This window comes from Dactylosporangium cerinum, from assembly GCF_042653625.1.
Classification (GTDB): Bacteria; Actinomycetota; Actinomycetes; order Mycobacteriales; family Micromonosporaceae; genus Dactylosporangium; species Dactylosporangium cerinum.
This window is the reverse complement of record NZ_JBHSIU010000115.1, coordinates 1-5385: the sequence shown is the minus strand read 5'-3', so window position 1 is coordinate 5385 and position 5385 is coordinate 1. Positions and strand designations below refer to the sequence as shown.

The 5385-nt window shown below is 71.3% G+C and carries 5 protein-coding genes; 3 read left to right on the top strand and 2 right to left on the bottom strand.

Annotated features, from left to right (window positions below; genetic code table 11):
* The 3 genes from ACFPIJ_RS56405 to ACFPIJ_RS56395 all read left to right on the top strand — a co-directional run.
* On the top strand, positions 1-389 hold a 389-nt coding region (locus ACFPIJ_RS56405), incomplete at its 5' end, for a tyrosine-type recombinase/integrase (RefSeq protein ID WP_380127828.1).
* A 4-nt stretch (positions 390-393) separates the two neighbouring features.
* Positions 394-708, top strand: coding sequence for a helix-turn-helix domain-containing protein (locus ACFPIJ_RS56400; protein ID WP_380127827.1), 315 nt, complete (start codon positions 394-396; stop codon positions 706-708).
* On the top strand, positions 705-2474 hold the full coding sequence (locus tag ACFPIJ_RS56395) for a hypothetical protein (protein WP_380127826.1): 1770 nt from the start codon (positions 705-707) through the stop codon (positions 2472-2474). The genes ACFPIJ_RS56400 and ACFPIJ_RS56395 overlap by 4 nt, the downstream gene beginning before the upstream one ends.
* Positions 2475-2479: 5 nt before the next feature.
* Here the strand turns inward: ACFPIJ_RS56395 and ACFPIJ_RS56390 are convergent, their stop codons facing one another.
* Positions 2480-4357, bottom strand: a complete 1878-nt coding sequence (locus ACFPIJ_RS56390; protein WP_380127825.1) for a VirB4 family type IV secretion system protein — start codon at positions 4355-4357, stop codon at positions 2480-2482.
* The coding region (locus ACFPIJ_RS56385) for a PrgI family protein (RefSeq protein WP_380127824.1) at positions 4354-5385 on the bottom strand (1032 nt) is incomplete at its 5' end. The genes ACFPIJ_RS56390 and ACFPIJ_RS56385, both read right to left, overlap by 4 nt.

Sequence of the window (5385 nt, the reverse complement as noted above, 5' to 3'; positions counted from 1 at the left end):
ACTGGTGGATGGTCGAGGTCCGCCATCAGTTCGGCGGCGACTACACCAATCCGGACGCGCCGCTGCTGCCCGCCGAGCGGCATCCGGACCCGCTGACCGGATGCTGTCCACGCGCTGGGACGCAGACGCTCCGCGACGGCTTGGCGGCCGCGGTGGTCCGCGGTCTGCCGTCGTGGCAGGGCCGGCTGACACCGCACGTGCTGCGGCACTTCTGCGCCTCGTCGTTGTATGCCCAGGGCCTGGACGTCAAAGCGATCCAGGAGGTCCTCGGCCATTCCTGGTTGTCGACCACGACCCGGTACATCCACGTCCCGGTCGAGCACGTGACGCAGGCGTGGAATGCCAGCAACGCCCGCACCGCGGCCAGACTGGGACAGCTCGAGAGGTGATGGGATGCAGTGGAACCTGCGGATGCGCGCCGCGCAGGCCGGGATCTGGAAGTCCACCGAGATGCGCCGCCGGCTGGCCGACGCCGGGCTGCAGATCAGTGCCGGGAAGATGTCCGCACTGTGGACGGGCACGCCGACCTCGATCCGCCTGGACGACCTGGATGTGATCTGCGCCGTGCTGGGATGCACGCCGGCGGATGTGCTGATCTGTGAACCGGAACAGGTCGCCGCGCGCCGCCCGCAGCAGGCCCGGACCGCCGGCGACACCAGGACGTTGCCGCCGCGGCTGGGCAGGCACACCTCGACACCACCGGCATGACCGGCAAACCGAAGCCCTGCACGGTTTGCGGGGTCCGGCCACCAGCGATGCGGGAGATCCCGTACTGCTTCGTCTGCTGGCCAGGCGGCCCGGTCACCGCTCCGCCCTGCTACAAGTGCGGATCGCGGACGGACTACTTCACGTCGGGGTTGTGCGCCCGTTGTCACCCGCACGCGCCCGGGCAGAAGTCCCCGGTCTGGGGCCTCGCCGGTCCGCTCGCGCGCCGCAAGGTGCTCATCGACGCCTGCCCGGACTGCCACGCCTGGGGCGTGACCCGAACCTACGGCTGGCTCTGCGTCGCCTGCCGCAGCTTCCGGGAAACCCACCGCACCGTCGCGGACTGCGTCACCTGCGGGCAGCACGTCGCGCTCTACGACGACGGTTCCTGCCGGTTGTGTCACCGCCAGCGCAGCATGGTCGCCCACGCCCTCGGACGGCGCACCAGCGACGTCAGCATCGCCGACGCCGTCCGGCACGGCCAGCAACTGTTCCTCGCCGGGATGTGGCATCAGCCCGGCACCGGCAAACGCCCCTACATCAAGAAGGCCGTCCCGGCGGACATGCGGCTGCTGCACCCGGTCAGCCACCGCCAGCTCGTCCTGTTCGAGCTGCCCCGCGACCTGAAAGCTGGACTGCGCAACGGATTCCCGCCACCACCAGACCCCGCAAGGGAGGCGGCGCTGATCGCGTTCGTCGGCGAACACGCCACCCGCTACGGCTGGCGAACGAGCAAAATCGACAAGGTCCGGCGGGCCGTGCGGATCATGCTCGGTATCCAGGACACCCCGGGCGCGCCGATCCGCCGCAGCGACGTCGCGCTGCTGTCGCGGATCAAACATTCCGCCGCCGTTGTTGCCGACGTCCTCGCCGACGCAGGACTGCTCGACGAGGACCGGGAGCCCGCCATCGTCACCTGGTACACCACGACCGTCGCCGACCTGCCCGCGCCGATGCGACATGAGCTCAACGTCTGGTTCGACGTGATGCGCAACGGCTCGACCCGGCCGCCACGACGCAAACCCCGAGCCGAGGGAACCATCGGCACCCAACTGCGCTGGGCGCTGCCCGCGTTGCGGCAGTGGGCCGATGTTCACCCGTCGCTGCGCGAGATCGCCGTCAACGACGTCCGCGCCGTTCTGCCCACCGACCCGCTCGCCCGCTACACCATGCTGCAGGGCCTGCGCTCCATCTTCCGAGTCCTCAAAGGACAGAAGCTGGTCTTCGTCAACCCGACCGCCCGAATGCCAGCACAGCAACCCGACGCACCCGCACCACGACCGGTCAACCTCGAGATGTTGCGAGCCGACCTCGACTCCGACCAGCCCGCCACCGCAGCCCTGGCATCGCTCCTCGCCTTCCACGCCGTGCGCATCGGCCAACTGCGCGAACTGCGGCTCACCGACATCCGCGACGGCCGCCTGCACGTCGCGGACCAGATCATCCCGCTCGCCCCAGCTGTCCAGACGCGAATACGCGCCTGGCTCGATCACCGGCAGCAGACCTGGCCAAACACGCCCAACCCGCACGTGTTCATCCACATCCGCAACGCGATCACCACACGACCGGTCACCAGCTGGTGGATCCGCCACCAACTCGGCACCGCCGGCCAGCACATCCGCACCGACCGCATCCTCGACGAAGCCCACGCCACCGGCGGCGACATCCGCCAACTCATCGACCTGTTCGGACTCTCCGTCCACGGCGCCAACCGCTACGTCGCAACCGTCACGACGGTCCGCAGTTCCCCAACCCCAGCATCCCGGTAGGCTCCTCACAGGTCATCGACCCCAGAGTTCGCACCGGAATCCTGCAAAGTTTCGTGGAACTCTATATCTCCGATGCAGAGCCGGTGCTCCTGCTTCGAGGCGATCGACTGGAACCCGACCCGCTGGCTGCCGGACAGCAGCAGCCCCTCCCCGCGGCGGGCGCTGAGCAGCAGCCTCGCCTCGCCACCGGTCAACCCGAATGCGTCAGCGACCCCATCGATGACCTGTGGTGCCTGTCGCAGCAGGATCTGGGTGGCGGCGTTGGCGACGACGACCTGCCCGAGGTCGGAGCCGAGCAGATCACTGACGTCCTGCGTGACGACGGCCAGGCCGGCCCGCCGCTTCCGGGCGCTTTTCGCGAGCCGGGCCAGGAACTTCGCGCCGGCACCGTCACGCAGCAGCGTCCACGCCTCGTCGACGAACACCAGCCGGCGCGGCAGGTCCGCCACCGGCTGCGTGGAGGCGTTGACGTCACGCCAGATCGCGTCCAGAGCGAGGAGCATCCCCGGGCCGCGGAGCTCCTCGGCGAGGTGCCGGGTGGACCACACCACCAGCTGCCCGGCTGGCAGGGTCGTGGTCGGCCCGTCGAACAGTTCCCGGAACGACCCGCTCGTCCACGGAGTCAGCCGCACCGCAAGGGCGTCCGCCGCGTCGGTGCGCTGCACGTGCAGGGCTGCTGCGACGTCACGCAGCAGCGGCGCGGGACGGTCCCAGGTGCTGGGGTCGTCGCTGATCCCGGCGGTGTCGTACGCGTCGATGATGGCCCGGTCCAACGCGGCCTGCTCCGACGGCGGCGGCGCCCCGCCGAGCAGCACCGCGATCAGGGTGTGCAGGAACATCGCCCGGTGGGTGCGGGCGTGCGCCCGGCGGTCACCGGGTGGGATGTCGAGCGGGTTGACCCGCACCCCGCCGGCGCCGAGGGCGATGCTCACCCCGCCGACGGCGTCGGCGAGACGCAGGTATTCGTTGTCCGGGTCGATGACGGCGCAGTGCACCCCGTCGGCGAGCGACCGCAGCACTTCGAGCTTGACGAAGTACGACTTGCCCGCGCCGGAGCGGGCCAATACGACACTGTTGGCGTTCTGCTGCGCCCATCGGTCCCACCACACCACCCCGGCGGAGTCCCGGTTGAGCCCGTACAACATGCCGCCGTCCGGGCCCGGTTCACCTGGCAGCGTCGCGGGTAGGTCCGCGGAGGCGAGCGGGAACGCGGCAGCGACCGCGTCAGTGTCCATCACCCGCCGCATCCCCAGCCCGTCAACGGCCAGGGGCAGCGTCGACAGCCACCCCTGCAGCTGCCGCCACGTCGCCGGCTGCGTGTCCAGCAGCACCGACGCCGCTGTGGCCCGCACGTCCGCGACCGCCTCCTGCAACTGCGGCAACGTCGCGGCGTGGACACACAGGTACAGCCCGACCCGGAACAGGCGTGCCTGACCGCGGGCGACCCGGTCGGCGAGATCCGCGGCGTCGTCGGCGGCCGCGTCCGTCACGGGGTCAGTGAGCCGCCCGTTGCCGGTGTCGGTACGCCGGTTCGACTCGAGCCGCGCCCGCTGCCGCCGCAGCCGCGCCGCGGCCACCGGCATCGTCATCGGGTCGACGTGGACCACGACGTCGAGGCGGCCCGGCCACGCCAGCAGCGGATCGAGCCAGGCCGCGCCGACCTCGGCCGGATACCCGGTGACGATCAGCGTCGCCGCGTATCCGTCGCCGACCCGCAGATGCTGCGGCGCCAGCTCGAGCGCCGCCGGACCGACCACAGCCGCGACGTCGCCGCCGGCCGCACCGTCGCGCGCGGTCGGCGCCGTCGACCCAGACGACCCAGACGATCCGGTCAGGCGGGCGTGTGCAGCGACGCCTGCCGTCCGTCGGCGAAACACGCTCATTGGCTGCCTCCGGGATGCTCGGGCCGCGGACGCGGCTGTTGTTGTAGTGCCGGGCCGGTGATGACCGCGTCAGGCCGAGCCCGCGACCAGCTGACGTCGGCCGCCACGTACGGGTCCACCGCACAGGTCAGTACGGCGGTGGCGCGCTCACCGTCCAGCACGGTGGTGTCCGCGCCGAGCGCGGCCAGCGCCGAAGCGGTCTGTTCAGCGCGGCGCAGGACCTCGGCAGCATGCCGCCGAACGCCACCACCCGACCCGGTACGGTCGCCTGCCGAGTTGCCGTCCGGCGGCCCGGTCACCGCGACCGTCACCGTCCGCGACAGCGGGTCCCGGTCGTGAACCAGCGCGTCGAGGAACGCCGCATAGTCCCGGGAGACCTCGGCCAATGCCGGGTTGCTCAGCGTGTCCGAGGCCGCCGAGATCCGCCGAGCCTGCGCGGACAGGTCGACGCGCTGCGTGGAGATGACGATCTGCACCGGGTCGTTGAGGCTGTTGAGCCACCGCCCGAACGCGGCAAGCAGCGCCGCCTGCTCCTCGCCGGTCCGCAACCTGATGTTGACCGTCGTACACGCGACCAGCACCACCGCCCGCCCCCCGGCGTCGATGATCCCCGACTCGGCGATCGCCGTCGCCGGCAGCCGCAGCACCGGCAGCATCGGCACCGGCTCCGTCGTCTGTGGCGCCCAGGCGGGCACCGGCACCGGGAGCCCGGACTGCGCCGGCGCGGACCGTCGCGGGCTGCGGCAGTACCGCACGGCCGCGACCACCCACCGGTCCATCGACACGCCGTCGCGGCGGCCGAGCGCCAGCACGACCGCCACCCCCGCATACGGCACCACCGCGGCGAACAACACCGGACGTGGCAGTGCCGCACCGACAGCCCGGTAGACGCCGTAGGCCGCGACCGCGGCGACGGCGAAGATCGCCAGCTGCCGCGCGGTCAACCCGTACACAATCTTGTCCGGGGTGTCGACGTCGGCGGGGATACGAGCTCTATACCACTCGTCTTCGGAGTTCTTCGTCGGACT

What these genes read in the sequence shown, in the direction of transcription:
- ACFPIJ_RS56400 (WP_380127827.1), top strand. Translation starts at nt 394, where the DNA reads ATGCAGTGGAACCTGCGGATGCGCGCCGCGCAGGCCGGGATCTGGAAG.
- ACFPIJ_RS56395 (WP_380127826.1), top strand. Translation starts at nt 705, where the DNA reads ATGACCGGCAAACCGAAGCCCTGCACGGTTTGCGGGGTCCGGCCACCA.
- ACFPIJ_RS56390 (WP_380127825.1), bottom strand. Translation starts at nt 4,357, where the DNA reads ATGAGCGTGTTTCGCCGACGGACGGCAGGCGTCGCTGCACACGCCCGC.